Origin of the sequence: Achromobacter sp. PD1, from assembly GCF_048541815.1 — a bacterium.
Taxonomy (GTDB): Bacteria; Pseudomonadota; Gammaproteobacteria; order Burkholderiales; family Burkholderiaceae_B; genus Achromobacter; species Achromobacter bronchisepticus_A.
The window spans coordinates 56,240-82,431 of record NZ_CP183349.1; the positions used below are offsets into that span (position 1 = coordinate 56,240).

23 protein-coding genes and 1 tRNA gene are annotated in these 26,192 nt (G+C 63.8%); 12 read left to right on the forward strand and 12 right to left on the reverse strand.

Annotation, left to right across the window (positions count from 1 at the left end; all coding sequences use genetic code 11):
• Nucleotide 1: 1 nt before the first annotated feature.
• Complete coding sequence (locus ACM1PE_RS00245; RefSeq protein ID WP_059373710.1) at nt 2-877, reverse strand: inositol monophosphatase family protein; 876 nt, start codon at nt 875-877, stop codon at nt 2-4.
• Nucleotides 878-1,019: 142 nt separating this feature from the next.
• On the opposite strand from ACM1PE_RS00245, the gene mnmC reads away from it, so the two are divergent.
• The 6 genes from mnmC (at nt 1,020) to ACM1PE_RS00275 (ending at nt 8,347) form a co-directional block, all read left to right on the forward strand.
• Nucleotides 1,020-2,891, forward strand: coding sequence for an FAD-dependent 5-carboxymethylaminomethyl-2-thiouridine(34) oxidoreductase MnmC (gene mnmC, locus ACM1PE_RS00250; protein ID WP_419342211.1), 1,872 nt, complete (start codon nt 1,020-1,022; stop codon nt 2,889-2,891).
• A gap of 271 nt (nt 2,892-3,162) precedes the next feature.
• Nucleotides 3,163-5,388, forward strand: a complete 2,226-nt coding sequence (locus tag ACM1PE_RS00255) for a glycoside hydrolase family 31 protein (RefSeq protein WP_059373708.1) — start codon at nt 3,163-3,165, stop codon at nt 5,386-5,388.
• A gap of 198 nt (nt 5,389-5,586) precedes the next feature.
• On the forward strand, nt 5,587-6,675 hold the full coding sequence (locus tag ACM1PE_RS00260; protein ID WP_251877936.1) for a methionine ABC transporter ATP-binding protein: 1,089 nt from the start codon (nt 5,587-5,589) through the stop codon (nt 6,673-6,675).
• The gene (locus tag ACM1PE_RS00265; RefSeq protein WP_013391556.1) at nt 6,632-7,285 is read left to right on the forward strand and encodes a methionine ABC transporter permease; all 654 of its coding nucleotides are present in this window, start codon (nt 6,632-6,634) and stop codon (nt 7,283-7,285) included. The genes ACM1PE_RS00260 and ACM1PE_RS00265 overlap by 44 nt, the downstream gene beginning before the upstream one ends.
• Nucleotides 7,286-7,340: 55 nt before the next feature.
• On the forward strand, nt 7,341-8,138 hold the full coding sequence (locus tag ACM1PE_RS00270; RefSeq protein WP_419342214.1) for a MetQ/NlpA family ABC transporter substrate-binding protein: 798 nt from the start codon (nt 7,341-7,343) through the stop codon (nt 8,136-8,138).
• A gap of 133 nt (nt 8,139-8,271) precedes the next feature.
• Nucleotides 8,272-8,347: transfer RNA gene (locus ACM1PE_RS00275), tRNA-Lys, on the forward strand.
• A gap of 192 nt (nt 8,348-8,539) precedes the next feature.
• Here the strand turns inward: ACM1PE_RS00275 and ACM1PE_RS00280 are convergent.
• The 9 genes from ACM1PE_RS00280 to ACM1PE_RS00320 all read right to left on the reverse strand — a co-directional run bounded on the left by ACM1PE_RS00280 (nt 8,540) and on the right by ACM1PE_RS00320 (nt 19,403).
• The gene (locus tag ACM1PE_RS00280; RefSeq protein ID WP_419342216.1) at nt 8,540-10,174 is read right to left on the reverse strand and encodes a methyl-accepting chemotaxis protein; all 1,635 of its coding nucleotides are present in this window, start codon (nt 10,172-10,174) and stop codon (nt 8,540-8,542) included.
• A 182-nt stretch (nt 10,175-10,356) separates the two neighbouring features.
• On the reverse strand, nt 10,357-12,096 hold the full coding sequence (locus ACM1PE_RS00285; RefSeq protein ID WP_419342218.1) for a diguanylate cyclase: 1,740 nt from the start codon (nt 12,094-12,096) through the stop codon (nt 10,357-10,359).
• Nucleotides 12,097-12,167: 71 nt separating this feature from the next.
• Complete coding sequence (locus tag ACM1PE_RS00290; protein WP_419342219.1) at nt 12,168-12,521, reverse strand: transposase; 354 nt, start codon at nt 12,519-12,521, stop codon at nt 12,168-12,170.
• A gap of 4 nt (nt 12,522-12,525) precedes the next feature.
• Nucleotides 12,526-13,617, reverse strand: coding sequence for a M14 family metallopeptidase (locus ACM1PE_RS00295; RefSeq protein WP_059373702.1), 1,092 nt, complete (start codon nt 13,615-13,617; stop codon nt 12,526-12,528).
• Nucleotides 13,617-14,708: a M14 family metallopeptidase gene (locus tag ACM1PE_RS00300; protein WP_419342222.1), complete on the reverse strand. Its 1,092-nt coding sequence runs from the start codon at nt 14,706-14,708 to the stop codon at nt 13,617-13,619. The genes ACM1PE_RS00295 and ACM1PE_RS00300 overlap by 1 nt, the downstream gene beginning before the upstream one ends.
• Nucleotides 14,708-16,054 (reverse strand): MFS transporter, encoded by a 1,347-nt coding sequence (locus ACM1PE_RS00305; protein ID WP_059373700.1) that lies wholly within the window; start codon nt 16,052-16,054, stop codon nt 14,708-14,710. Before ACM1PE_RS00305 ends, ACM1PE_RS00300 begins: the two co-directional genes overlap by 1 nt.
• Before the next feature lie 255 nt (nt 16,055-16,309).
• Nucleotides 16,310-17,257: a PDR/VanB family oxidoreductase gene (locus tag ACM1PE_RS00310; RefSeq protein ID WP_419342224.1), complete on the reverse strand. Its 948-nt coding sequence runs from the start codon at nt 17,255-17,257 to the stop codon at nt 16,310-16,312.
• Nucleotides 17,258-17,300: 43 nt separating this feature from the next.
• Complete coding sequence (locus ACM1PE_RS00315) at nt 17,301-18,017, reverse strand: hypothetical protein (protein ID WP_118932616.1); 717 nt, start codon at nt 18,015-18,017, stop codon at nt 17,301-17,303.
• A gap of 45 nt (nt 18,018-18,062) precedes the next feature.
• A complete protein-coding gene (locus ACM1PE_RS00320; RefSeq protein WP_280015401.1) occupies nt 18,063-19,403 on the reverse strand; it encodes an MFS transporter in 1,341 nt (446 codons plus the stop codon).
• A 163-nt stretch (nt 19,404-19,566) separates the two neighbouring features.
• On the opposite strand from ACM1PE_RS00320, the gene ACM1PE_RS00325 reads away from it, so the two are divergent.
• Nucleotides 19,567-20,520 carry a LysR substrate-binding domain-containing protein gene (locus ACM1PE_RS00325; protein ID WP_059373696.1) on the forward strand — a complete coding sequence of 318 codons (954 nt, stop codon included), beginning with the start codon at nt 19,567-19,569 and terminating at the stop codon, nt 20,518-20,520.
• Between the two features lie 35 nt (nt 20,521-20,555).
• Here the strand turns inward: ACM1PE_RS00325 and ACM1PE_RS00330 are convergent, their stop codons facing one another.
• Nucleotides 20,556-21,296, reverse strand: coding sequence for a helix-turn-helix transcriptional regulator (locus ACM1PE_RS00330; protein WP_419342227.1), 741 nt, complete (start codon nt 21,294-21,296; stop codon nt 20,556-20,558).
• 163 nt (nt 21,297-21,459) lie between these two features.
• On the opposite strand from ACM1PE_RS00330, the gene ACM1PE_RS00335 reads away from it, so the two are divergent.
• From ACM1PE_RS00335 to ACM1PE_RS00355, 5 genes are read left to right on the forward strand one after another with little or no spacing between them, the layout of a single operon-like run.
• A complete protein-coding gene (locus ACM1PE_RS00335) occupies nt 21,460-23,103 on the forward strand; it encodes an FAD-dependent monooxygenase (RefSeq protein ID WP_419342229.1) in 1,644 nt (547 codons plus the stop codon).
• Entirely contained in the window at nt 23,100-23,303 is a 204-nt protein-coding gene (locus ACM1PE_RS00340) for a hypothetical protein (protein WP_059373693.1), read from the forward strand. Before ACM1PE_RS00335 ends, ACM1PE_RS00340 begins: the two co-directional genes overlap by 4 nt.
• 30 nt (nt 23,304-23,333) lie before the next feature.
• Nucleotides 23,334-24,311: a Bug family tripartite tricarboxylate transporter substrate binding protein gene (locus ACM1PE_RS00345; RefSeq protein WP_118932619.1), complete on the forward strand. Its 978-nt coding sequence runs from the start codon at nt 23,334-23,336 to the stop codon at nt 24,309-24,311.
• A gap of 8 nt (nt 24,312-24,319) precedes the next feature.
• Nucleotides 24,320-24,862 carry a VOC family protein gene (locus tag ACM1PE_RS00350; protein WP_251877913.1) on the forward strand — a complete coding sequence of 181 codons (543 nt, stop codon included), beginning with the start codon at nt 24,320-24,322 and terminating at the stop codon, nt 24,860-24,862.
• Nucleotides 24,859-25,878: a fumarylacetoacetate hydrolase family protein gene (locus ACM1PE_RS00355; RefSeq protein ID WP_419342232.1), complete on the forward strand. Its 1,020-nt coding sequence runs from the start codon at nt 24,859-24,861 to the stop codon at nt 25,876-25,878. The genes ACM1PE_RS00350 and ACM1PE_RS00355 overlap by 4 nt, the downstream gene beginning before the upstream one ends.
• Nucleotides 25,879-25,890: 12 nt before the next feature.
• Here the strand turns inward: ACM1PE_RS00355 and ACM1PE_RS00360 are convergent, their stop codons facing one another.
• Entirely contained in the window at nt 25,891-26,178 is a 288-nt protein-coding gene (locus ACM1PE_RS00360; protein WP_059373689.1) for a hypothetical protein, read from the reverse strand.
• Nucleotides 26,179-26,192: the final 14 nt, after the last annotated feature.

Consider the following 26,192-nt stretch of genomic DNA (forward strand, 5'->3'; position numbering starts at 1 on the left):
GTCAGTCCTTCTTGTCGAGGTGCGGCGCAATCATCTCGTGCAAGGCGCGTTCGATGGCCTTGTTGCCGGCCACGACGCGCCCGCCGATGGGCCAGGGATCCTGGCGGTGCATGTCGGAACACGCGCCGCCCGCTTCGCGCAGGATCAGCGTGCCGGCGGCCACGTCCCAAGGGGCCAGGCCCATTTCCCAATAGCCGTCGTAGCGGCCGCAAGCGGTCCAGGCCAGGTCTAGCGCGGCCGCGCCCATGCGGCGCACGCCGCGCGCGCGGTTGATGGCGTCATGCAGCATGGGCATGTATTGCGCGGCGAATGAAAAATCGCGGAACGGGAAGCCGGTGGCCAGCACCGCGTCTTCGATGGTCGGCGTGCGCGAGCACTTGATGCGCCGGCCGTTGAGCCAGGCGCCCAGTCCGTAGACTGCGGTAAAGAGCTCTTCGCGGCTGGGGTCGTAGACCACGCCGACCACGGGGGTGTCCTCGGCCAGCGTTTCGGAAGCCGAGATGGCGGTGCCAGCGTGCGCGATCAGCGCGATCGACACCGCGTAGTGCGGGATGTCGTGCAGGAAGTTGGTGGTGCCGTCGAGCGGGTCGATATACCAGGTGGCGCGGCCCTGGGGCTTGCCGCCGGTTTCTTCGGCGACGATGCCGAACTTGGGCGTGCGGGTTTGCAGCTCCTGGATAATGGCGGTTTCCGCCTCGCGGTCCGCTTGCGATACGAGGTCGTTGCGCGCCTTGCGGTCGATCACGAGATCGGCGCGGTGATGCGCGTAGGATTGCAGTATGGCCGCGCCTGCATGGGCCGCAGTGACTGCCGCGTCGATCGCGGCGCACAGGTCGATGGGCGAGGTCTGCGAACGGGGCTGATCATAGGTATCCATGAAACCAGTGTAAGCCTATGTATGCGTCAAACCTGTGGCTGAGCCCCGAAACTGCCGTGCCGCGTGGCGTCCGCCCAACGCGGCCGCATACAACCATTCGCGCTGATTTTCATTCTCCATTTCGTCTGCCGCCGCCGTTTCCATGTCCTTTTCCTATGCTCCCCTCATCCCCGCCAAGGCTGAATTCGATGCTGACGGCCGGCTCTACAGTCCGGCTTATGGCGACGTCTACCATTCGCCGTCGGGCGCGCTGGGGCAGGCGGAACACGTGTTCCTGCGGGGCAACGGCCTGCCTGAGCGTTGGCGCGGGCGCCGCGCGTTCACCGTCTGTGAAACGGGCTTCGGCCTGGGGCTGAATTTCCTGGCCCTCTGGAAAGCATGGCGCGACGATCCCCAGCGCAGCGCCGCGCTGCACGTGGTGTCGCTGGAAGCGCATCCGTTTGAACGCGAAGACCTTGCTGCTCTGTTGACGCGTTATGCCCCTGAGCCCTTGGCCGCCCTGGGGCGGCAATTGGCGGCGGGATGGCCGGTCTTGTTGCCCGGACTGCATCGCCTGGAGTTCGAGGGCGGCGCAGTCACGCTGACCCTGGGCTTGGGCGATGCGCAGGTTCTGGCGTCGCGCCTGAGCGTCGGTGTGGACGCATTCTTCCTGGACGGTTTCGCGCCCGAACGCAATCCGCGCATGTGGGAGCTACCTTTGCTGCACAACCTGGCCAGGCTGGCGGCGCCGGGCGCCACGCTGGCCACCTGGGCCTGCACCGGCGAACTGCGCCAGGCCTTGCGGACGGCGGGTTTCGAGGCGCGGCGCGCGCCTGGCTACGGCGGCAAATGGCATATGACGGTGGCGACCGCCGTTGCGGCTGGCAGCGCAGCGCAGGGCGGCCCGGACGGGGTGTCCCGCCACGCTGTGGTGGTGGGAGCGGGGCTGGCGGGTTCGGGCATTGCCCAGGCGCTGGCCGCGCGCGGATGGCGCGTGACCGTGATAGACGCGGGCCGGGCGCAGGGCGCGGCGGCGCATGCAGGCCATGTCGCCGCGGCCTTGACGCCGGTAGTGGCGCGCGATGACAACGCGCGGGCGCGCCTGTCGCGCGCCGGCAGCCTGCGGGCGCTTGCGCGCTGGCAGGGTTTGCCGGCAGGCGCGGCGCCCCTGGTTTGCGGCACGGTCCAGCTGGAGCGCGACGAAGGCCGGTCCTCGGCCTTGGCCGGCACCTTGGAGACCCTGGCTTTTCCCGAACACTGGGTACGCCAGGTCAGCCGCGACGAAGCCAGCGCCTTGGCCGGCCTGCCGCTGGCGCGCGGCGGCGTGTATTTCGGACAGGGCATGCTGCTGCGGCCTGACCTGCTGATAGAAGCCCTGCTGGCGACGGACGGCGTGACTCTCTTGCCCGGCACGGCTGCCAGGGTCGAGCGCATCGGCGCGGGCTGGAGCGTGCGTGATGTTGCCGGCGCCGAACTGGCGTGCGCCGATGCCGTCATCCTGGCCAATGCGTTCGGCGCGCGCGCCGTGCTGGCCGATAGTGGGCTGCTGGATCCCTTGCCGCGCGTGGGCCAGATGCACGCGCTGGCGGGCGAGGTCACGCTGGTGCCCGCGCAGGCGCTGGGCGGCGGCCCCCGCTGCATCGTCGGAGGCGAGGGCTATCTGCTGCCCGATGTGGGCTCGGGCTGCGTGGCGGGCAGCACCTACGTGCATGGCGCGTCCGAAGCGCGGATCGGCGCCGAGGGCCAGCGTGTCACCCTGGGCAAGGCCGCTGGCCTGCTGGGCGGCGGCTTCCCCGACTTCGAATCCCTGGAACCCGGCAGCCTGTCGGGCTGGGCCGGTTGGCGGGCCGTGCTGCCAGGGCGCTTGCCGGCGGTAGGAGAACTGCCTCACGCTCCGGGCCTCTGGCTGGCCGTCGGTTATGCGTCGCGGGGCTTGTCGTGGTCGGCGCTCATGGGCGACCTGATCGCCGCGCGTCTGGCGGGGGAGCCGTCCCCCTTGGAAACGGACCTGGCGCAACTTATTTCGCCACGATGAAAAAAAGCCGGAAGCGGCGTCGGGGACATGTCCCAGGTGGCGTAGAATGGCAGGAATTGCCGGGATTTGGCGCCAAATTGGCCTGAGTTGGCCGCGAACCTGGCATTTTGGCGGCTCGACGGCCGCTCCTTTTGGGGGCGCTGGCCGAAGGCTTTAGACCCCTTTTATGGATGAGATCGCAGTCCAAATGAGGGACCGAGTTTATTTCAAAGCCCAAATCCGTCAAAATAGCGTCTTTTGATGGTTTTTGGCTTAAGCCGGGGGATGCTCTGTGCCGCCCAAGTTCGACTTTGCCCATACTACCCAGCTCGAAACCGTCGAGCTGCTGACGTCCCGCCCCAGTCGCATCGATTTCGACGCGGGCGATGGGTTGCACCTGGTAGTCGAGGCGCATGCGCCGGGCGTCTTTCGCCTGCGCTGCGGCGAGGCTAATCACCTTACCGATGACAAGCCCGGCGCGCGTGCGCGCGCCGTGGCGGAAATGCTGCTCGCGCGCCAGGAGGCCGTGGGCGAAGCCGTTATCGCTCCGCGCGACGACGGGGAGGGCTGGCGGATCACCCAGGGCGACGTCTCCCTGGAAATCCTGTCCAACCCCGTGCGCGTCGCGATCTACCGCAACGATGAACGGGTGTTCGAGTCCGAGGTATCCGCGCATACGCCCGCATTCGGGCACAACGCGCTGGACCAGGCCGACGACGCCGTCTGGACGGCGGGCTTCACGCTGCAGTCCGACGAGCGCGTATACGGCCTGGGCGAAACCCCGGGCGACCTGAACCGCCGCGAAGAATCCGTGGTGTCCGACGACCCCGAGCACCGCGCCCTGCCTTTGGCATGGAGCCCGCGAGGCTGGGGCGTCTATGTCAACACCATGCGCCGCGTCGAGCATTCGGTGGGCGTGGCACCCGCGGATTCCGCCTACGTGCTGACCGTGGACGATGTCGTGCTGGACATGTTCCTGTTCGCTGGCGAACCGGGCGAAATCCTCAACCAGTACACCGCCTTGACCGGCCGCGCGGGTCAGCCCTCGTTGTGGGCAATGGGCGCCTGGCTGCAACAGGCCCCGGGCGAAATGCCCACGGACACCGTGGCCTTGGTCGCCCGCATGCGCGAAAACCAGATTCCGGTGGATGCCGTGACGCTGGCGCAGCCGGCGGCCTGGGGCTTCCAGTCGGACAAGACGGTTTTCGAATGGAACGCCCAGCGCTTCCCGGACGCCAAGCAGATGCTGGCGCTGTTCCACAAGCACCATGTGCATGTCGCCGCTTCCGGCTTCCCGGGCGTGCTGAAGACCAGCCCGCTGTTCGAGGAACTTGAAGACCGCGGCTGGCTGCTGGCCAAGGACGACGGTTCGGCCCAGGTGTTCGACGGCAACGCCGCCACCTCCGGACAGCCCTACGGCCTGCTGGACCTGACCTACCGCGACATCTACAACCTGTGGGTGGAGCGCCATCGCCAACTGGTCGAAGACGGCCTGGACGCGCCTGCGTGCGACGCCCAGATCGCCATCCCCGACGGCGTCACCGCCCGCAACGGCGAAACCGGCCCCGCGCTGCGCAGCATGTATCCGCTGCTGGTGCGCCGTGCGCTGTTCGATGCGGTCGCTGGCCTGAAGGTGCCGCCCGAAGGCGTGGTGCCCAGCTCCGACCTGTTCCCCGCCGCCCAGCGCCTGCCGTGGCAGGTGGGGCCGCAGGCTGAAAACACCTGGGAAGGGCTGCGGCATACGTTGCGCACCGCCTTGTCGATCGGCGCCAGCGGCTTGCCCGTCCAGGTGCATGGCATCGGCTCGGCCGCGCGCGACCGTGCCGGCATGACGCCCGAGCTGTACCTGCGTTGGCTGACCGCCGGCGTGTTCTCGTCGAACTTCGCCTTCCAGGGCGTGGAAGGCCTGATGCCCTGGGACTTCGGCGAAGAAACCCTGGCGCATGCCAAGACCTGGATGCAGTGGCGCTACCGCCTGGTGCCTTACGTGCTTGGCGCCATCGAGGACTCGGCGCGCACCGGCCTGCCGGTGCAGCGCTCGATGGCCATGTCGTTCCCGAACGATCCGCACGCGCACGACTGGGACCTGCAATACCTGCTGGGTCCGGCCCTGCTGGTGGCGCCCGTGACGGAACCCGGCAAGCAGGTGCGCGTGTACCTGCCCAAGGGCGAAGCCTGGTGGGACCTGAACACCGGGCACCGCTACGAAGGCGGCACCACCTGGACCATCGATTGCGAACTGGGCCAGTTCCCGGTTTTCGGCCGTGAAGGGCACATGCTCTGTCTTGGACCGGCCGCGCAGCATACGGGCGAGTTCAACTCGGCTCGTATCCTGGACGAGGTCTGGATGTTCGGCATGCCGGTGCATAACCCGGTCGTCATGCGCAACAAGATCCGCGTGATGCAGATGCAGGGCTCCAGCTACATCAAGGGGCTGGAAGGCTTGCGCATCTCTCCGTCCGAGGGCCTGGAAGTCAAGCGCCGCGGCGCGGAAGTCCGCATCTCGCGCGCACGCTGAAAAAACCGGCTGCGGCCGGTCCGGCACAAAATGGGCAGTCAGGAAGGCTTTCCTTCCTGACTGCCCTTTCCGCGTTATGGCATTGCTCCTTGGGGACGCAACCGGGCGCGGGTTCGGGCTTTTATATTACTTGTGGTTATTAAAAATGAAAGAAACAGTCGTTCTCTGTAGAAGAGAAAAGATACAAAATCGCTTGCCATGATTCAGATCGAGAACCTATCCAAGACCTACGCCACGCCGCATGGACAATTCCAGGCGCTGCGCGGCATCAACCTGCATATCCAGCAGGGCGAGGTCTTCGGCATCATCGGCCCCAGCGGGGCCGGCAAAAGCACGCTGGTCCAGTGCATCAACCTGCTGGAGCGGCCCAATGAAGGCTCGATCGCCATCGGCGGTCAGTCCCTGACCGGCCTGAACGAAGCGCAACTGCGCGAGCAGCGCCGTCGCATCGGCATGGTGTTCCAGGGGTTCAACCTGCTGTCGCGCCGCACCGTGTACGGCAATGTTGCGCTGCCGCTGGAAATCGCCGGCGTGGCCAAGGCCGAGATTCCGGCCCGCGTCGAGCGCCTGCTGGCACTGGTGGGCCTGGAACATCTGCGCGACCGCTATCCCAGCCAGATCAGCGGCGGCCAGAAGCAGCGCGTCGGCATTGCCCGCGCTTTGGCCAACAACCCGGACGTGCTGCTCAGCGACGAAGCCACGTCCGCGCTGGATCCGGAAACCACCCACAACATCCTGGCCTTGCTGCGCGACATCAACCGCAAGACCGGCGTGACCGTGGTCATGATCACGCACCAGATGGAAGTCGTGCGCGAGGTCTGCGATCGCGTCGCCGTGCTGTCGCAGGGCGAAGTGGTTGAAATGGGCAGCACGCGCGAAGTGTTCGCGCAGCCGCGCCACGAAGTGACCCGCGCCATGGTGTCGGCCGCCACCGCGTCCGACCTGACCGACGCCACGCTGGCGGCAGTCAAGGAGCGCATCCAGGCGCTTGCCGCCGCCAAGCCGGGCCAGGCCGTGCGGCTGCTGCGCCTGTCGCTGACCGGCACCGACGCGTCGGGTTCCTTTCTGTCCGACCTGTACAAGCAGTATTCGCTGGATGTGGGCCTGATCCAGGCGCGCGTGGAAGACATCCAGGGCGTGGCCGTGGGCACGATGTTCGTGCTGGCCCAAGGCGCGCCCGCATCGGTCAAGGACGCGATTGCCGCGCTGGCCGCCCGTGACATTACCGTTGAAGAAATAGCTCATGAGTCCGCAACTGATCGACCTGCTTATTACGTCGCTGCTTGACACCCTGCTGATGGTGGGCGTGGCCAGCGCCATCGCGGTGGTGGTCGGCATTCCGCTGGGCGTGATCCTGACGGTGACGGCCCGCGGCAACATGCTCGAGAACCAATCCGTCAACCACGTGCTGGGTGCGGTGATCAACGCCACGCGTTCGGTGCCGTTCGTCATTTTGATGGTCGCGATCATTCCGTTCACGCGCCTGGTGGCCCAGACCTCCATCGGCACCACGGCAGCCATCGTGCCCTTGTCGGTGGCCGCGATTCCGTTCATGGCCCGCATCGCCGAAAACGCCATGCGCGAAGTCGACCCGGGCCTGATCACCGCGGCGCGCGCCATGGGCGCGTCGCCCATGCAGATCATCATGAAGGTGCTGCTGCCCGAATCCTTGCCCGGTCTCATCGCCGCGACCGTCGTCACTGTCGTCAGCCTGATCGGCTACTCGGCCATGGCCGGCGCCATCGGCGGAGGCGGCCTGGGCGACCTGGCCATCCGCTACGGCTACCAGCGCTTCCAATCCGACGTGATGGCCGCAGTCGTCATCGTGCTGATCGTCCTGGTCCAGGTGATCCAAAGCCTGGGCGACCGCTACGTGCGCCGCATCTCGCATCGCTGATCCTGCCGGCGCCGCACTTATTTCTCCTCACTTCCGACATTCGGGATACTGCAACATGAGCATCAAGGTTTTGAAGTCGCTGGCCGCGTTCGCGCTCGGCGCCGCCGTATTCGCCCAGCCCGCGCTGGCCCAGGACAAGCCCCTGAAGATCGGCGTGACCGCGGGCCCGCACGCCCAGATCTTTGATGTGGTGAAGCAGGAAGCGGCCAAGCAGGGCATGAACATCCAGGTCATCGAATTCACCGACTACGTGCAGCCCAATGTTGCGCTGTCCGCGGGCGACCTGGACGCCAACAGCTACCAGCACCAGCCCTACCTGGACAATGCCAACGCAGACCGCGGCTACAAGCTGGTCAGCATCGCAAAGACGGTGATTTTTCCCATCGGCATCTACAGCAAGAAGATCAAGTCGTTGTCCGAGCTGAAGGAAGGCGCTCGCATCGCGCTGCCGAACGACCCGACCAACGGCGGCCGCGCCCTGTTGCTGCTGCAGGCCAACGGCCTGATCAAGCTGCGTCCCGACGTCGGCCTGAAGGCGACCCCGATCGACGTGGTCGAAAATCCCAAGAAGCTGCGTTTCATTGAATTGGACGCCGCCCAACTGCCGCGCTCGCTGGACGACACCGACGCGTCGGCCGTGAACACCAACTTCGCGCTGGAAGCGGGCCTGAACCCCGCCAAGGACGCCATCGCCCAGGAATCGCCCGACTCGCCTTACGCCAACGTGCTGGTCGTGCGTGAAAAGGACAAGGATCGCCCCGAGTTCGCCAAACTGATCGCGATCTACCACAGCCCGGCCGTGAAGCAGTTCATCGAGACCAAGTACAAGGGTGCGGTGGTGGCCGCCTGGTAAGCCCAGCACCGTCAGCCTCAGGAACGGTCGCCGCGAGCGGCCGTTTTTGTTGCAGGGACAGCGTTTTGGTCTGGGGCCTTGCATCGAATTTTGACAAACGGCGCCAAATCGGCCATAATTTCTGGCTTCGGTCGGGTTGTTAGCTCAGTCGGTAGAGCAGCGGACTTTTAATCCGTTGGTCGCGAGTTCGAGTCTCGCACAACCCACCACCCAATTCCTGTATCAAGCAATGGCTGTCCAAGCATTGCTGTACTCAAGAAAAACGCCGCTATTTCTAGCGGCGTTTTTTTTGCTTCTCGGTCATCGTGGTTCATGACCCGGCCATGGACTCGGCTTGTGGCCGGATTGAAGCCGCTGTTGGACCGGCGCGCGTCGCGGTTGGTCCATTTGTGTTGCTCTCTTTACGTAGAGCCTGCAAACGCGATGAGCGTCGGCTCTGCCATCGGCACATGCCGCGGGGACAGGGACGATGCCGTCTTGAACACTTCGACTGCCTGCAGCAGATCGCGCGCCTGTTCCGCCATGGAATGCGCCGCTGCGGCAGATTCCTCGACCAGCGCAGCGTTCTGCTGCGTTACGGAGTCCAGTTGGGCGATGGCGACGTTGACCTGTTCGATACCGATGGCTTGTTCGCGAGACGCGGTGGCGATTTCTCCCGTTATTGTCTTCATGCGCATCACGGAGGTCACGACTTCTTCCATGTCCCGGCCCGCTCGGGTGGCGAGATCCCGTCCGGCCTGGACCACGGAAGTGGAGGTCTCGATCAGGTCCTTGATTTCCCTTGCGGATGTGGCGCTGCGTTGCGCCAGCGCCCGGACCTCGCCGGCCACCACGGCGAAGCCCCGGCCTTGATCTCCGGCTCTGGCGGCTTCCACCGCGGCGTTCAATGCAAGAATATTCGTCTGAAATGCAATGCTCTCGATCAGCGATACGATCTGTGCGACCTTTTCCGAGTTGGCGGAAATTTCCGTCATGGCCGCGAGCATCTCGGATACGACGCCACCCGCTTTCTCCGCGGCCTTGGCTCCTTCGCTGGCCACTTCGTCGCCGCTCGCCGCATTGTCTTGATTCAGCCGTACGGTGGACGTCAGCTGTTCGATGCTGGCCGCAGTCTCTTCCAGTGACGCGGCCTGCTCCTCGGTACGATGTGACAGATCGGCATTGCCTTGGGCAATCTGACCAGCAGCCGTCGAGATCGACGCAGCCGATGATTTGATTGCATCGACGATCCTGGAAAGACGCGAGCGCATGGATTCCAGGCCATGCATCAAGCTATGGTCGTAGCGGGAATCGAGCTGCAGTCGGCTGGTCAGGTCGCCATCGGCGATGTTCACTGCCAGAAGTTGCGCATCGCCGGGATCGCCGCCCAACTGGCGCAGGATGCTGCGCGCGGTGAGAAAGGCCGCAAATACCCCAAGCAGCAGCGCGGTCAAGACGGTCGCCCCGACGGCCCATTGCAACTGGCTCGCGAGAGATCGGGTGTCTTCCGCGCGTGCATCGTTGATCTTCGTTTCGAGCGCAGCCAATGTCGATAACGTTTCCTGGAGCACGCGCTGCTTGGGCCGCAGTTCGTCTTCCAGCAGATGTTGCGCGTTCTGGCGGTCGCCATTCAATCCTTCTTCCATGACGCGCATGAACTGCGAACGCATGTCTTGCTGCGCAACGCCTGCGGCGGCGAACAGGCGCCTTTCCTCGTTAGTGGTGCCAGAACTGCTCGAGAACATGCCGCCGAGCCTGTCTCGCGATTCGTTGTAGAGCTTATCCGCTTCATTCGCCCGCGACACTTCGGCCTTCAGCACTGACGGATCCGTGAGGATCAGGATGTTGCGGATTGCGATGGCCTGCTCCTGGACCTGGTAGCGCATATCGATCGCCAAGCGCCGTTGTTCGTTGTTGATAGCGGTGATCTGGTAGACATCCTGCTCCAGCGCGCGGATGCCAAACGCACCGAGAATGCCGGACACCAGCAGCGCCACCATGATCATCGCAAAACCCATGGCAAGGCGAGTACGCATTTTCAGCTTTGATGGCTTCATTTCAATTTCGCTTTCAAGAATGGAATTTCTGTATTCGGTTCACGCTGTCCGGACTATACGGACGCGCTGCGCACGACAAAAGACAGAAATTTTGTTCCGCCAAGCACTTTTCCTATTTTGCGGATGACCGCAGATCACCGCGCAAGCCTGCAACGCGCAAGCGCAAGCTGTCTATCGATCGATTACGCCGCGTCGTCAGACTGCGTAATGACGCAGTTGCGGCCAGAGGCCTTGGCGCGATAGAGCAACTCATCGGCGTGCTTCAGCAGTGCGTCGACATCGATGATTTCATCTGTCCGCGCGCAGACCACTCCAAAACTGCTGGTGATCGACGCTATGGTCTTGCCGTCGGACGGCACCGCCAGGCGTTCGATGCGGCGGCGCATGCTCTGCGCCATTGCGCTCGCTTGCGCCATGCTGGGTACCGTGCACAGCACAGCGAATTCTTCACCGCCGATGCGCGCCACGATGTCAGTGCGCCGCCATGTCTGATGGCATGCCTGCGCCACCGCCACCAGAACATTGTCGCCGCCGGCGTGGCCGTAGGAATCATTGATCCGCTTGAAATGATCGATGTCAAAGACGATCAAAGTCAGCATCTGTTCCGGCTGGTTCAGGCTCGCGCACAACGCTGCGGCGCGGGCGTGAAATGCGCGCCGGTTGAGCAGCCCCGTGAGGAAGTCCGTCTCCGCCAACGTCGCCAGATCGGCGATGAGCCGCTCGCGTTCATGCTCCGTCTGGGACTTGGCGATGGCGTCTTCCTTCAATCTCTGGATGGCGTCGAACAGGCCGAGAACTTCCTTGCGATAGCCGGCGCCGGAGATCGGCGCGGGCGCGTTGTCATTGATGGAGTTGATGATTTCGGTGGCTACGACGAATGGCCGTATCAGACGCCAGCGGAACTTGGTGAACCCCCAGGTGGCGGCCAGCAGCAGTACGATGGCCACCGCGGTGGTCGTGACCAGTTCCGTCACCGCGTTGACGCGTTGGTGTTCCAGGAGCTTTCCCAACAAGCTCAATACTTCATCGCGGAAGTCGACGATGGATTGCATCAGCGGAACATAGCGCTCCTGCATGCCTCCCTTCAGATTCGACGAGTCGGCGGTTGACGGCGGCGTATGACGCAACGCCGCGATGTACTCCAGGCCTGCGCCAAAGTACTCATACTGAACTCGAGGATATGCGCGCGTCTCGAGGTCCGCATGGGTGGAGAGCTGTACTTCAAGCAGCGCACGTAATTGGGAAACGCGACCCAGTTGTTGTTCGATGCGTTGCGTTTCCACGTCGCTGAGAGGGCGGTGCTGTACTTGCGCAGGCATGAAGGAGGATCCCAGCAGACCGGCTTGCTCGCGCAGTCCTGCCGCAAGCATGGCAATGGTCATGAGACCGGGATTTTCCACTTCATGCCGGATCACGACGGCTGAGTTGTCGAGCGCGGTTTCCTCGAGCGCCGGGATTAGTCCGGCCATGATCACCACCACGTCGTTCAGCTCTTGCGCGCTGATCAGCGCGCGCTGTCTGGCGATGAGCCGATCCGCGGCGGCGCGCTGTTGGACCAGGGTCCGCGCAATGTGTTGGATGGTGCCTCGAACGTCCCTGCAACTGTCGCAACTGCTGGTCTGGTGCAGTTCCAGCAGCTCGGCGATCCTGCTATCGCTGGCACTGCGCGCAAGCAGCAGTTCGTGCTGTCTGGTTTCGGATACGGGCAAACCGTCTATCAGCGCGGCATTCATCGATCCGCGTTCCATCAGGACGGCAGCCATCGCCTCCAGCGTGCCCTGGACGACGTGCAGGCTCGACATCGCATCACGCGCCGCCGCGTGGGCGCGCCAGCTATGCGTAAGTTGAATGCCTATCAGCGCGCTCACCGGGATGAGAACGCCGATGACATATGCCACTGTGTAGCGGTTCAGAGATTTCAAAAGAACAGTGCAGACGAAGAGATTTCAGCGGGATGGAGGCGTCGCCGCAAACTTGCCGCAATGCGTGGGGCTCACTCCTTTGCCCCAAGCGTGTCCTGCAGTATCACTTTGTTGAGCGCCAGGATGGCGATCAAGCGTTCAAGCCGGTTGCACTCGTTTTCGAGCCTGTTCAGCAATTTCATCTCATAGGATGCGAGACCGTCGTAATGGACCTTCCACGCGTGGAAGATCGCTTCGCTTACACCCATGCGCTTGCAGATGTCAGACATCGGCGTGCCAAGCGTCGCCTGCTTCAGTGCATGCCTGATCTGTTCTTCTGAAAAGCCCGACCGCTCCATGTTAAGCACCTTTCCGTATTCTGAGATGAAGCCAATTCCATTCAAACCGAGAACGGCATACGCCGTCGCGCAATCGCTTTGACTCAATGCGTCAAGCTGCCTGCAAGCCGCGTAGGGCCTGTAGCACCGCAACCCGGGTTTGCCCCAGCACCATGCCGTGCCAGTTCGCCTCGTTGCAATAGAACGCATCCAGCGTGGTTTGCAGGATGGTTCGCCGCAAATCGTCGGGCGCTTCCGGATGCGCGTGCAGCCAGTTCCTGCCACATAGCGCATGCACCATGGCGTCGAAACGGACGGCCCCGAAAACAATGGCCATCGAGGTTGGAAGCGATAACGGGCAAGCCTGATAAATCAGATCGGCAAGCTGGCCGGAGATGTCGACCGACACCGAGTTGCCTTGGTAGGGAACGGTGATGTCGCTTCCCCACCACTGGCGCGCGCGCGCGACTTCGGCGTCGTCATGGCGGCCGGCGTAGAGCTTCTCTCCATGGCCGCGCGGTCCCCACCCTGTATGTACGTCGATCCAGCCGATATGGGTGCGCTTGCGGGCATGCTCATGCAGGATGCGGCGCAGATTCTGCAGCGATGCCGCCGGGCGGTCGCCGCCATAGAACAGGCCGTCGGCATGCGAATACTGGCCGCGCGAGACGGCTTCCGAAAAGGCGGACTGTCCGTGTTCGGCGATGTACTGGGCGATCAGCTGCTGGTTGGATTCCGTGGGCGGCCATTCCTCGGGCAGCAGCAGGTCGTGCAGCCTTGCGTACTCGGGGTTTGCTGGCAGCGGCCGCCCGTCGAAGGGCAATCCGTTGCGGTTAAGGTCTATGTTGCATTCGTCGGTGCGGGCGATCCAGGAATAACCGTATGGATTGACCGCGTGCACCAGCAGCAAGGCCACGCCGGCCTCTCGTGCGCGGGCCAGCATGACGGTATCGTCGAGCAGCGCGAGCTGGCATCCGGAGCCACAGAACCCTTCCACTCCCAGCACGGCGGAGGTCATGATGAGGATCCGATCGGCGTCGGGGTCGCCGATGTAGGCGACATCTGTGCTCAGTGCTTCGCCTTCGCTGCCGGTCTGGTCGATGCCATAGGAGTGGAACGAGTCGGCGAGCGGCCTGGCCGCTTGCGAAAAGCGCTCGCGCGCCTGGGCATAGCTGCGGGAAAAGTAGCTCGCGCTGGTTCGCATCAGGCCTCCTGTAAACCGGACAGGGCCTGTAGAACCGCCACGCGACTCTGGCCTAGGACCATGCCGTGCCAATCGGCGGCGTTGCTGTAGAACGCATCCAGCGTGGCGCGCAGGATTGCGTCGCGCTTGGCGTCGTCGGCCTCTGGATGAGCAAGCAGCCAGTTGCGGCCGCGCAGCGCTTCGATCATGGCATCAAGGGGCACGGTGCCGAATTCCAGCGCCATCGGCGTGTGCAAGGCGTCGGGACAAGTCTGGTAGATCAGGCCTGCCAACTGGCCGGTAATGTCCACCGACGCGGAACTGCCTTCGTAGGGGACAGCGATGTCGCTGCCCCACCATTGGCGGGCCCGGGCGACTGCGGCTGCGTCGCGACGGCCGGCGTAGATTTTTTCGCCATGACCGCGAGGCCCCAATCCGGTATGCACATCGATCCAGCCGATATGCTTGCTGCGACTGCCGTGCTGCCGCAGCATATGGCGAAGATTCAGTAGCGACGCCGTTGTGTGGTTGCCACCGTAGAACAGGCCGTCGGCGTGCGTGTACTGCCCGCGGGTCACGACCTGGGCAAAGGCTGCCTGGCCATGCTCGGCGATGTAGGCATCGATTCCTGTGATGTTTGACGCCGTGGGCGGCCATTCGTTGGGCAGCAGCAGATCATGAATCTCCGCATATCCGGGATTGTGCGGCAGAGGGCGTCCGTCGAAGGTCTGGTCGTTGCGGTTCAGGTCGACATTGTCTTCATTCGTGCGCGCCAGCCAGGAAAATCCGTACGGGTTGATTGCGTGCACGAGCAGCAAGGCCACGCCAGCCCTGCGAGCACGTTCCAGCATGGCGGCATCGTCCAGCAGAGCCAGTTGGCAGCCTGAGCCGCAAAAGCCCTCCACGCCGTGCGTGGCGGAGGTCATGATCAACAGCCGTTCCGCGTCCGACGGGCCGATCAACGCGACATCGGTGGCCAGCGCTTCGCCTGCGCGTCCGACTGGTTCGATGACGTAGGATTGAAAGTGCGTGGCCAGCGGTTTGGCCGCCAGCACGAAACGGTGGCGAGCCTCTTCGTAGCTGCGTGAAAAATAGCTGGAGCCGAGCTGCATCAGGCCTCCTGTCCGTCGATGTCGTCATGGGTGCGGTCGTCGATCCAGAACAGCACCACCGTTGAAAGCGCTATGGCCACCATCAGGAACCATGCCGGCGCCATTGAGTTTCCGGTCACGTGCAGCAGCCAGGTCACGAAGAATTGCGCGAAGCCGCCGAACACGGAGATGCCCAGTCCGTACACCACCGACATGCCGGTCGTGCGGACTGCCTTGGGAAAGAGTTCAGGAAGCATCGTGAACGCTGGCGCCGACTGCAGCGCCACCAGGAGCGCGAACAGGGCGACGAGCAGCATCAGCCGTTCGGTGCTGGGCGCGGCCATCAGCCACTGGAAGCAGGGCAGCAGGACGATCAGGGTCGCCAGGCGCGACCAGAAGATCACGCGCTTGCGGCCGTAGCGGTCGGCAAGCATGCCGACAAAGGGGGCGATCAGAAAGCCGACCGCGCCGAACACGACGCTGGCCGACAGCGTGGACGTCGCCGGCAAGCCCAGTTCGCGGTTGGCGTACGCTGGCATGTAGAAGCTGAGGATCTGCGTGCTGACCATGCCGCCGATCAGCAGCAAGATGCCCTTGAGTATGGTGATCTTGTAGTCGGCGAAGATGCGGCGCAAAGGCTGGTGATCGGCGGCGCGATGCGCAGTCGCGAGTTGCGGCTTGCCGATGTCCGGGGACGAGCTGGTCAGGGTTTCTTCGAGGTTGCGGCGAATGTAGGCGCCCACGGGCACGGTCAGGATGCCGATTACGAATGGCACGCGCCAGCCCCAGGCCTGCATCTGTTCATTGGTCAGTCCCATGGTCAGCGCCGTCACGACCAGCGCGCCTAGCATTACGCCCAGCGACTGGCTGCCGAATTGCCAGCTGGAATAGAAGGCGCGCTTGCCGCGTGGCGCGTGTTCGACCAGCAGGGTGGTCGAGGCGCCGACCTCGCCGCCCGCGGCGAAACCCTGGATCAGGCGCGCCAGCACCATCATGACCGGGCCGGCCATGCCCATTTGGGCATACGTGGGGGCCACGGCGATCAAGGCACAGCCCAGGCCCATCATCCACAGAGTCAGCGTCATGGCCGCGCGGCGACCGTGGCGGTCGGCGTAGGAGCCGATCAGCATGCCGCCGACAGGGCGCATCAAGAAGCCCACGCCGAAGGTGGCGGTGGTCAATAGCAATTGACCGTAACCGGAGGCGGCTGGAAAGAAAAGTGGGCCCAGCACCAGCATCAGGAAGGTGAAGACGGTGAAGTCGAAGAACTCGAGTGCATTACCGATAGTGGTGCCGGCGATGACCCGCCGGCGCATGGACGGCGTATGGAGCGCATTGGGCGCAGCCGCTGCGATTGCGATAGACATGTTTTCCCCTAGTGTCTGTTGAGAAGGTTGTTGGCCGCTGATTCCCGGCCTTGGGTACCTTCTTCGAGGGCACTATACGGACGCGCAGAAATAAGAAAAAGACAGAATTTGCGTTCCAATGAATACTTTTATTTATAGGGCGAATGGGCCAGGATATTCAGGGTACGAACACATCTGAATCTCGAATCCTGGTGGCGTTGTCTTGCCGGCGTTATGAAATGGCATGGCTGACCGTATCTGTTCGGCGAGGCGTCATCAAAGATCTATGACCAGACGGCTCGTCCGTGCGCGTGAGCAACATGGGAGAAACTGGTCGTTGCGTGCCTTTTCTTCCTCGGTGAGGAACTCGTCGCGATGATCCGGCTCTCCTTCGACAACGTGTGTCAGGCAAGTGCCGCAGATGCCCTGTTCACATGCTGTTGGAATATCGATTCCGGCCGATCGCAGCGCGGTTAAGGCGGTCTCATGGGATGCAACCGGGATGCGCAGGCCCGAGCCGGCAATAACGAGCTCGAACGGCGAGGAGTCGTCAGCAGAGCTTGCGACCGGGGAAAAGAACTCGCGGTGCAGACATTCAGCAGCCCAGGCTCGACGTTCCGCGTGCTCGATGACCATCTCGATGAAACCAACTGGCCCGCATACATAGAGATGAATGTCAGGCGCCGCGCGATCCAACAACCCATCCAGATCAAGCGTGTTTGCGGGCTGATCGCTGTCCACGTGGATGAAAACCTTGGCTGCCAAGGCAGCCGAGGTAAGTTGCTCCGAGAATGCAATCTGGCCACGGGCGCGGACGCAATAGTGCAGTTCGAATGAAGCGTCTTCAGCCGATAAGGCCTGCGCCATCGAGAGTATCGGCGTGATGCCGATTCCGCCCGCGATCAGGATGGAGTGCCGGGCCTTGGGTGCAAGCGAAAATTGATTTCGTGGCTTGCCGATCTCGATGATGTCGCCCTGCTGCAATGCGTGGACTGCCAACGATCCTCCTCGGGACTCCCTGGCCTTCAGTACTCCCAGCACGTAGCGTGAACGGTCCTGAGGAGCGTTGCAGATTGAGTATTGACGAGTGATGCTGCCCGGCAGTTGGATGTCGATGTGCGCACCGGCTTCGAAAGCTGGCAAGGCATCGTCCGTAAGCGAGACGAGTTCGACTGCGACGATGTCATCCGCAGTCCGTCGGGTTGATTGGACTCTGACTTGCATTGCTCGTGCCTCGCAGTGTTTATTTGTAGCGCGCCGTCATCGTCTAGCCATGAGCCTCAAGCTGCCATTCACGTTGCAGCTTGTCTTCGCGCAGGTGGTCGCGAGAAAAGGCCTCAGGCAGAGCCATGAATGTGTCCGAGGTAAGTGCGCCGAGTTCCTGGAGCGCCTTGTATGCCGACGAACCTTTCCAGGCGTCGGCAGCCGCAGGCGAGGGCCAATGGGTGATAAGCAGATAGAAGACCCCACCGATCTCCGGGGCGGCCTCGTTGGGGCCGATCAGCTGGTAGGGTTGGGCTTCATATTCTCCCGTCAGGGTTTCGAACGGGGACGCGCCAAGATCTTCCAGAGTGGATAGGTTTTTTTGCAAGGCATGAAGCTGCGTGTCATGCAGAGGGGCTGGCATGGCAAGACGAGTTTCATTCATGACTTTCCCGGTCAGGGATTCGCCTGGTGCGGCCTCGCGCCATTTGCGCATGTAGACCGCCGTCCACCAGCGGTCGTATGCCGCCTTTTGGGCGGCCTTGTGCCGCGGGTGGTGATGCCACGCATTCATTTGTTCGGCGCTGGCGTAGCGGACCCCCACATAACGCCAGGTCGAGTTGTGGATATCTCCGCCATACACGGATTCAAATCCGTCCTGGCTTATTGCGACAGGGTACAGAGCGTCGTTGAATACGGCGAACTTGTCCTCTTTGCCGGGGATGATCTTGAAGCCACATTCCAGCACGGTGCGCGTGGATTGTGCGGATGCAGTTGCCATTTCTTGTGCTCCAGTGAAAGGCGATTGAATTGCTCTGGCTCAGATTTACGAGGCGTCGATGTCGTCATGGGTGCGGTCCTTGATCCAGAACAGCACCACCGTAGAAAGCGTCATGGTCACCATCAGGAACCATGCCGGGGCCATGGAGTCGCCGGTCACGTGGAGCAGCCAAGTCACGAAAAACTGGGAGAACCCGCCAAGTATCGAAATCCCGAGTCCAAATACGACGGACAGGCCAGTGGTGCGTACCTGTTTGGGGAACAACTCGGGCACCATGGTGAACGCAGGTGAGGTCTGAAGGGCCACCAGCAGCGAGAGCACAGCAAGCAGAACGATCAGTCGTTCACCACTGGGCGCAACGATCAGCCAGTGGAAAGAAGGCAGCAGCATGATGAGCATCACGAGGCGTGACCAGAAGATCACGCGCTTGCGTCCGTAATGGTCGGCCAGCATGCCGACGAACGGCGCGGCGACGAAGCTGATGCCGCTGAAGACCACGCTTGCCCACAGGGCGGAGGTAGCTGAGAGACCCAGTTCGCGGCGGGCGTACGTGGGGATATAGAAGTTGATGACCTGAATGCAGACCATCCCGCCTGTGACCAACAGCACGCCTTTCAACATAGTTAGCTTGTAATTGCTGAATATGTTGCGCAGGGGCTGGCGGCCGGCCGTTGATGGCGTGGCCACGAGGGCCGGTTGACCCGATGCCGGGGGCGACGGCTCCAGCGTTTCGTCGAGATTGCGGCGAATGTACGCGCCCACGGGTACGGTGAGGATGCCGATCACGAATGGCAGGCGCCAGCCCCAGGCCTGCATCTGTTCCGCGCTCAGTGCGTGGGTCAGCAGCGTCACGACCAACGCCCCGACCATTACGCCTAGGGCCTGGCTGCCATACTGCCAGCTGGAATAGAAGCCGCGTTTGCCGCGCGGAGCGTGTTCGACCAACAGGGTGGTCGAGGCCCCGACTTCGCCGCCGGCGGCGAAGCCTTGGATCAGGCGAGCCATCACCATCATGATTGGCCCGACCATGCCCATTTGTGCATAGGTGGGAGCCACGACGATCAGGCCACAGCCCAGGCCCATCATCGACAGCGTCAGCGTCATGGCTGCCTTCCGGCCGTGGCGGTCGGCGTAGGAGCCGATCAGCATGCCGCCGACGGGGCGCATCAGAAAGCCTACGCCGAAAGTTGCGGTGGTCAGCAGCAGTTGGCCATAGCTGGAGGCGGCCGGAAAAAACAGAGGGCCGATTACGAGGATAAGAAAAGTGAAAACGGTGAAATCAAAGAACTCTAGTGCGTTGCCAATGGTGGTGCCGGCAATGACCCGCCGGCGCATGGACGGCGTATGCAGCGCGCCGGGTGCGACCGTTGCGATTGCGATAGACATTGGTTTCCCCTGGTCTGTTTAGTGGGTTGCCGGTCCGTGGATCCAGACCTTGGGCTTCCCTTCGCAGGCACTATACGGATGCCATAGAATAAAAAAGACAGAAATTTTGTTCCGTTCTTTCTTTTTTTTTATATACCCCGCGGGACCTACCGGAGCCGAATGCATGAACCTACGCCAATTGCGCGCCTTCGCGCTGATTGCCGAGCATGGCAGCATCCGAGCGGCTGCGCGTGCGCTCGCGGTGACCCAACCTGCTGCGACACGCAGCTTGCGCGAACTTGAGCAGAGCGTGGGAGTAGATCTGGTACGCCGCAGTGTTAAAGGCGTGGAGCTGACCACTTATGGCGAAGCCTTGTACAAGCGGGCGATCGTCATCCTGCAGGAGACCCGCCGGGCCCGCGATGAAATTGGCCAGATGCGCGACGGCGAGGGAGGCACTCTGAGCCTGGCCGTAAGTTCCGCGGCGCTGGTCGTCGTGCCGGACGCGCTTGTGGCTTTCCGCGCGCGCATGCCGCGGGTGGCCGTTGCGTTCAACGAAGTGGGGCCACCCTACAGCCACGAGCAGTTGGATTCAGGCCGCTATGATTTTCTTGTGCAAACGGAATACGACGGGGAGATCAACGATGGCTTCGCGCATCGGCCTCTGTTCACCCTGCCGCTTGCGATAGGCGCGCGCCTAGGCCATCCACTGCGCCGGGCCCGTAGCTTGACTGAATTGCACGACGCACCCTGGTTGGTGCCGGGAAACACGGGAGCTCCCGCGAACCTGGTGAAAATGGCTTTCGCCGCTCACGGTTTACCCTTGCCACGCGACATCATCTCTTGCCACTCGGTAGCCGTCGCGCTGGCCATCATGGCAAAAAGCGATGCGCTGGGCATTTTTGTGCGCCCGCTGTTTGAACACGAGCTGCTGCCATCGCACATGCGCATGATGCAATTGACGCATGAGCTTCCCTCCGCCCGCATCTCGATTCTTGCTCGGAAGGAGTCGCCACCTACGCCGGCGGCCGAATGCTTCATCGAGTGTCTGATTGAGGCTCGCGACGCCATGGTTGCTTCCAGCAAGGCGGGGAGGTCGAGGCGGAAGGTTCGGGCTCCTGGAATAGAGCACGACTAGCTTGTTCATGATGACGACGCTCTTGTCGACCCGATTCAGCGAGTCGGCCGGCCTCGTCTTGGCACGCTCGCTCCCAACAGCACCATGAGCTCCCGATGGTTGCGCACCCCCATGTGCTGGAAAGCCCGGTAGCGGTACGTCAGCGCGGTGGTTTCCGACACGCCCATTTCGCGCGCGGCCTCCTTGGTGGTCAGCCCGTCCAGCACATGGGTGATCAACTGCCGCTCCCGTCCGGACAGCTTGGTCATGAGCTGAACCTGCAGCGGCTGGTCCGCGGGCGCGCGCCGGGTTACCTGGACATGGCGCATGACCGCTGCGGCAATCAGGGACGCGTGTTGCGACATGCGTTCGAAGTCCTTGGAACCGTAGTCCGGATATGAAAAATTCCGGTGCAGGCTGACTGCGACCCGGTAGCCATCGGGAAACACGGCCAGCAGCGACATGCGTTCGCGTATGCCAGGGTCGTCGTAGCACACGCGGCGGTAGTGGGCATCGGCAACCTCTTTGGCGAATTGATGCCCGATCCAGAGTTGGCGCGCCTTGGCGGGTTTGCGCCGGGATAGCCAGACCATGTTGGAGTCCTGCTTGTCGAAGCCCAGGCGCAGGTACTCGATGGCGGTCAGCGTCGCGACCTCGCCGATGGCGCTGGCGCTCGAAACGGCTTCCACGCGCCCGCTGCTGCGCAGTGCGAACACCGTGCAATGGCTGGCGGGCAAGGTCGTGCCTAGTGCGTCCAGCACCCCGGCGGCGAAGTTTTCGGCGCCGATTGCATTCATCAGTGCGATGCTCAGCGCCTGGCCCGAAGGAAGGGGACGCGGTGGCAGCGGCAGCAGCTTCATAGCGGGTTAGTCTGTCCTGATTAATTAGGACATATTAACCAGTCCGGCCCCGCAGAATATGACGCAAGCCAATACGGGCTTTTGATGACAGGACTTGCGCATGCCCTTAGAAAGAATCGGCCCCTTCGAGTACCGGCGCTTCCCGCCGTCGCTGCCCCGGCTCAACGCGGAAGGCGGTGAGGCTCGGCCTCATCGCGTGCTGATTGCGGGCGGCGGTCCGGTGGGGCTGGCGGCCGCGCTGGGCTTGGCCCGACTGGGCCTGGACAGCGTCGTGATCGAGGCCGACGACTCGGTCTGCGAGGGCAGCCGGGCGGCCTGTATCTCGCGCCGCAGCCTGGAAATCCTGGACCGTCTGGGCGTGGCGCCGGCCTTCATGGAGAAGGGCCTGGCCTGGACCCGGGGCCGCAGCTATTACGGCACCGAGGAAGTGCTGGTGTTCGACATGCCGTCGGCGCCGGGCGACAAGTACCCGCCGATGATCAATCTGCAGCAGTACTACATCGAGCAGTTCCTGCTGGACGCCATCGACGAGATCAACGGCCGCTTTCCGGGGCGGGTGGATATCCGCTGGGCCAGCAAGGTGGCCGAATGCCGTGCCGACGCTGAAGGCGTGAGCTTGCGGATCGAGAATCCGCTGGGCAGCTACGAGACGCGTGCCGACTGGCTGCTGGCCTGCGATGGCGGCCAGAGTTTCATACGCTCCAGCCTGGGGTTGGAGCTGAAGGGTACGGGTTATCAAGGCCGCTATGCGATCGTCGATATCGAGCTCGCCAGCGAGTACCCAGCGCAACGACGCGCGTGGTTCGACCCGCCCTGGGCGCGCGGGACCACCATCCTGATGCATCGACAGCCGGACAACATCTGGCGGGTGGACTATCAACTGGCGGCCGGCGCGGATGCCGCGCAAGCCCTGCAGCCGGATCAGGTGCGGACATTCGTGCAGACGCATCTGGACGCCATCGGCGAAGGACATCTGCCATGGAAGCCGGTGTGGACTTCGGTGTACCGCGCCGGCGCGATGACGTTGGACGCCTATCGCCATGGCCGCATTCTGTTCGCAGGCAACGCCGCGCATGCCATGCCGATTTTCGGCGTGCGCGGCTTGAATTCGGGTTTCGACGACGCCGACAACCTGGTCTGGAAGCTGGCGGCCGTGCTGCAAGGCAAGGGCACGGATACGTTGCTGGACAGCTATTGCAGCGAGCGGCGGCAGGCGTTCCACATCAATGCCGAGAACGCCATGCGCAGCACCGAGTTCATGTCGCCGCCGCATCGCGGCTTCGATCTGATGCGCGAGGCCAGCCTGTCGCTGGCGGGCCGGCATCCGGGCATTGCGCGCCTGGTCAATCCGCGGCAGACGCGAGCCATCGCCTACGCGGGATCGCCCTTGTCGACGGATGACGAGGACGGCGGCGATTGGGCGCCGGGCGCGCCGCTGGCGGATGGCGGGACGGAGGACGGCGGGCACCTGACCGATCTGCTGACCCCCGGCAGTTTCACTTTGCTGGCGTTCGGCGGCTGGCCGGAACAACAGGCCTTGGAAGCGCTGACGGCTTCGCCCGAGTGGCGGTTTCTGCCTTGCCGCTGTGCCGCGCCAGCGGCGCATGCGGAGTCGCCGCAGGCCGGCATGGCCTACCTCTTGCGGCCCGACGGCCATGTCTGCGGCCGGTGGTGCTCGCCATCGCTGGATACGGTGCTGTCCGCCATCGAACGCGCCTGCGGGGCGCAAGGAGCCATTCAATGATTGCCGACGCCGCGGTCCAGGACCGCATCTATGCGCGCTGCAGCAATGCCATCGCAACCGCCGGGCGCGGACGCGAGTCCCTGTTTCTGGCGCGCCTGGCCCTGCTGCTGTTCGAGCAGGTCCAGGACGAGCAGCGTTGCCTGGACGCCATCGAGCAGGCTTTGCGTGACCTGCCCGATCCCTCGCTTTCAGCCGACTGATCGGCGACGACCATTCCAAAGGAGACAGACTTGAACCGACGCCATTTCCTCGAGGCGCTGGGGGCCACGGCCCTGGCCGCCGCCACGCCGCTGGCCCGCGCCCAGGCCAAGTATCCCGACCAACTGATCAAGTGGGTTGTGCCGTATCCCGCGGGCGGAGGCACCGACAACCTCGCGCGCACGCTGGCCGAGTCCATGCGCGCCGCGCTGGGCCAGCAGATCATCATCGATAACCGGCCGGGCGCCGCGACCAACATCGGCGCGGAGCAGGTCGCCAATGCCAAGCCCGACGGCTACACCGTCATGTCGGCGGACAACGGCGTGCTGGCCTTCAACGAACACCTGTTCCGCAAGCTGGCCTTCAGTCCGGAAAAGGACTTCACGTATATCGGCGCCATTGGCAAGTTTCCGCTGGTGCTGGTGGTGAACCCGGCGTTTCCCGCTGCGGATTTCAGGGCGTTCATGGAGCGCGTGCAGGCGGAGCCGGGCAAGGTGGACTACGCCTCGGTCGGCAACGGCTCGCCGCATCATCTGGCCATGGAACTGTTCCAGAGCCGCACTGGCGTGCGCCTGACGCACGTGCCCTACCGCGGCGCCGCGCCTGCCATGCAGGACGTGATGGGCGGGCAGGTGCCGGTGATGTTCCTGGATCTGGCTTCGGGAGCATCCATCATCAAGGCCGGCAAGGTGCGGCCGCTGGCCATCGGCTCGCAGGCCCGTTCGCCGTTGCTGCCGGAGGTGCCGACGCTGGCCGAACTGGGCGTGCCGGACGCCGAGGTGTTTGCGTTCCAGGGCATGCTCGGCCCCAAGGGCATGCCGGCGCCAGCGGTTGGGCGTCTGAACCAGGAATTGAATGCGGCGCTGGCCAATCCTGCGGTGGTGAAGCGCTTTGCCGAGTTCGGTTTCGAGCCGCTGCCCGGAACGCCCGATGAGTTCAGGACCCTGGCGCGTGCCGAATCTGCCCGTTGGGGCGAAGTCATCCGCGCCAACAAGATATCGCTCGATTGAGGAATCGCATGGACCATACTGCCGCCCGTCCCGTGCAGGGACTGCATCATTTCGCCTGGCGCTGCCGGGACGCCGAGGAGACCCGGCGATTCTACGAAGACCTGTTGGGCTTGCCGCTGGTGCACGTCATCAAGAAGGACTCCGTGCCCAGCACTGGGGAATACTGCCCCTACGTGCATATTTTTTTCCGCATGCGGGACGGCTCCTGCATGGCGTTCTTCGACTTGGGCGACCAGACCGCGGCGCTGCCGTCGCCGAACACGCCCGGATGGGTCAATCACATTGCCCTGCGGGTGCCGCAGCGCGACGATCTGCTTGCCATGAAGGCCAGGCTGGAGGCTCACGGCGTGGAGGTGGTCGGCGTTACGGATCACGACAGCTACATCGAATCGATTTACTTCTTCGATCCCAACGGCTTGCGGCTGGAGCTGACGGTCGAAGTGGCCGCGCCGGAAGTCGTCGAAGGTTATGTGGGGGAGGCCCGCGCGGCGCTGGACCGCTGGACCGAGCACAAGCGTGGCGTCGCGGCGGCGCCGGGGAGGCTGGCATGAGCAAGCTTGCTTTGCCATTGCGCGTGGCAACGCGCAGGAACGGCACGCGTGACGGCGAGCTGATGCTGGTGAGCCCGTCGGGCCTGCGATGGATATCCGCGGGGAGCTGCGCCGCTACGCTGCAAGCCCTGCTGGATGATTGGGACGCGCTGGCGACGCAGCTCGCCCGCCGCGCGCAGGAGCTCGACGCCGCCGAGTGGGCGGGAGCGGGCGCGTTCGACGCCAGCCAGTGCATGGCCCCGTTGCCACGGGCCTATCAGTGGGCGGATGCCTCCGTCTACCGCAATCATGCGCGCTTGATCTACCAGTGGCGCCGGGAGCCAATCCCGCCGCGCTACGAAGAGGAGCCGCTGGTGTACCAGGGCGGGTCGGACGTGATGATCGGGCCGCAGGATGCCATCGTGGCGGTCGACGAGGCCCATCAGATCGACCTGGAAGCCGAGGTCGCCGTGATCACCAAGGATGTGCCCATGGGCACCGATGCCGCCCGGGCAGCCGATCTGATCGCCCTGGTGGTCCTGCTCAACGACGTGTCCCTGCGCGGGCTGATTCCGGGTGAGCTCTCCAAGGGCTTCGGCTTCTACCAGAGCAAGCCGGCGACCAGCTTCGCGCCTATTGCGGTGACGCCGGACGCGCTGGGCGCCGCCTGGAAGGATTGCATGCTGGACCTGCCCGTGCGCATCGAAATCAACGGCGAGCGCTTCGGCGAGCCCCACGCCAATAGCGAAATCGTCTTCAACTTCGCCCAGATCATCGCGCACCTTGCCAGAACGCGCAGCCTGGCGGCGGGCAGCATCGTCGGCGCAGGGACCATCAGCAATGCGGATCCGGGCTCGGGCAGCGCCTGCATTACCGAGGCGCGGGTTCGCGCCCAGCTCGACGGTGTGCCCGAAGCGCAGCTGCCGCCCTATCTGCGGCATGGCGACCGCGTCCGCATCTTGGCGCGCGGACCAGATGGCGAGGCGCCGTTCGGCGCCATCGACCAGCGTGTGGAAATCGCGGGAAACGGGCGCTGACGGTTGGGGATTTCAGGACAGGGTGCGCGCCGGCATGGCCGACAGATCATGCAGATTGAGGCCGCAGCTGCGGGCGCGCTCCGCCATCAATTCACTGTGCGCCAGGGCGCGCCGGCTTTCCTCCAGCAACACGTCGAGCTGTTCCTGCAGGGTGGCCGCCATGGTCCAGGAGCGTTCTGCGAACCGGGCCGAGAAGCTGTCGGCACAGGTCTTGCAGATGGCTGCGCCGTTTTGTTCAAGCAGCGGGGCGCCTTGCGCAAGCGTCGATTGGCAAAAAATGCAGGCGAGTGCGCGGTTCATGCTGGGCGGCCGGT

Coding starts and splice junctions, on each gene's coding strand:
- ACM1PE_RS00245 (WP_059373710.1), bottom strand. CDS start 877: ATGGATACCTATGATCAGCCCCGTTCGCAGACCTCGCCCATCGACCTG.
- mnmC (WP_419342211.1), top strand. CDS start 1,020: ATGTCCTTTTCCTATGCTCCCCTCATCCCCGCCAAGGCTGAATTCGAT.
- ACM1PE_RS00260 (WP_251877936.1), top strand. CDS start 5,587: ATGATTCAGATCGAGAACCTATCCAAGACCTACGCCACGCCGCATGGA.
- ACM1PE_RS00265 (WP_013391556.1), top strand. CDS start 6,632: ATGAGTCCGCAACTGATCGACCTGCTTATTACGTCGCTGCTTGACACC.
- ACM1PE_RS00270 (WP_419342214.1), top strand. CDS start 7,341: ATGAGCATCAAGGTTTTGAAGTCGCTGGCCGCGTTCGCGCTCGGCGCC.
- ACM1PE_RS00280 (WP_419342216.1), bottom strand. CDS start 10,174: ATGAAGCCATCAAAGCTGAAAATGCGTACTCGCCTTGCCATGGGTTTT.
- ACM1PE_RS00295 (WP_059373702.1), bottom strand. CDS start 13,617: ATGCGAACCAGCGCGAGCTACTTTTCCCGCAGCTATGCCCAGGCGCGC.
- ACM1PE_RS00300 (WP_419342222.1), bottom strand. CDS start 14,708: ATGCAGCTCGGCTCCAGCTATTTTTCACGCAGCTACGAAGAGGCTCGC.
- ACM1PE_RS00305 (WP_059373700.1), bottom strand. CDS start 16,054: ATGTCTATCGCAATCGCAGCGGCTGCGCCCAATGCGCTCCATACGCCG.
- ACM1PE_RS00310 (WP_419342224.1), bottom strand. CDS start 17,257: ATGCAAGTCAGAGTCCAATCAACCCGACGGACTGCGGATGACATCGTC.
- ACM1PE_RS00315 (WP_118932616.1), bottom strand. CDS start 18,017: ATGGCAACTGCATCCGCACAATCCACGCGCACCGTGCTGGAATGTGGC.
- ACM1PE_RS00320 (WP_280015401.1), bottom strand. CDS start 19,403: ATGTCTATCGCAATCGCAACGGTCGCACCCGGCGCGCTGCATACGCCG.
- ACM1PE_RS00325 (WP_059373696.1), top strand. CDS start 19,567: ATGAACCTACGCCAATTGCGCGCCTTCGCGCTGATTGCCGAGCATGGC.
- ACM1PE_RS00330 (WP_419342227.1), bottom strand. CDS start 21,296: ATGAATGCAATCGGCGCCGAAAACTTCGCCGCCGGGGTGCTGGACGCA.
- ACM1PE_RS00335 (WP_419342229.1), top strand. CDS start 21,460: ATGCCCTTAGAAAGAATCGGCCCCTTCGAGTACCGGCGCTTCCCGCCG.
- ACM1PE_RS00340 (WP_059373693.1), top strand. CDS start 23,100: ATGATTGCCGACGCCGCGGTCCAGGACCGCATCTATGCGCGCTGCAGC.
- ACM1PE_RS00350 (WP_251877913.1), top strand. CDS start 24,320: ATGGACCATACTGCCGCCCGTCCCGTGCAGGGACTGCATCATTTCGCC.
- ACM1PE_RS00355 (WP_419342232.1), top strand. CDS start 24,859: ATGAGCAAGCTTGCTTTGCCATTGCGCGTGGCAACGCGCAGGAACGGC.
- ACM1PE_RS00360 (WP_059373689.1), bottom strand. CDS start 26,178: ATGAACCGCGCACTCGCCTGCATTTTTTGCCAATCGACGCTTGCGCAA.